Raw genomic sequence first — 507 nt, forward strand, 5'->3', positions numbered from 1 at the left:
GGCCGACGCCGACCCCGCGCAGTGCCACCAGCTGCTGGGCGACTGCTGGGAGTGGACCTACTCGGCCTACCATGCCTACCCCGGCTACCAGCGCGCGGCCGGCGCGCTGGGCGAGTACAACGGCAAATTCATGGTGAACCAGCTGGTGCTGCGCGGCGGCTCGTGCGCCACGCCCGAAAGCCACATCCGCGTCAGCTACCGCAATTTCTTTCATGCCGACAAGCGCTGGCAGTTCAGCGGCCTGCGGCTGGCGCGGGCAGCCAACGATTAATTCTGACCATATGACCACCGAACTAACCGACCTGGCCCGCCACGTGGCCGAGGGCCTGGCCCGCAACCCCAAAACGCTGTCGTCGATGTATTTCTACGACGACGCGGGCAGCCGCCTGTTTCAGCAGATTATGGCCCTGCCGGAGTATTACCCCACGCGGGCCGAGTTTGCCATTTTCCGCGAGCACGGGGCGGCCATTGGGGCGGCGCTGGGCGGCACGAGCGGCGCGCCGTTCA

2 protein-coding genes are annotated in these 507 nt (G+C 66.9%); both read left to right on the forward strand.

The window, feature by feature from the left end:
• The coding region (locus ACYVDE_RS26055; RefSeq protein WP_460504395.1) for an SUMF1/EgtB/PvdO family nonheme iron enzyme at positions 1–271 on the forward strand (271 nt) is incomplete at its 5' end.
• A 10-nt stretch (positions 272–281) separates the two neighbouring features.
• Positions 282–507, forward strand: a 226-nt coding sequence (locus ACYVDE_RS26060; RefSeq protein WP_460504397.1) for an L-histidine N(alpha)-methyltransferase, incomplete at its 3' end; no start/stop codon positions are given.

Source organism: Hymenobacter agri (assembly GCF_054778495.1).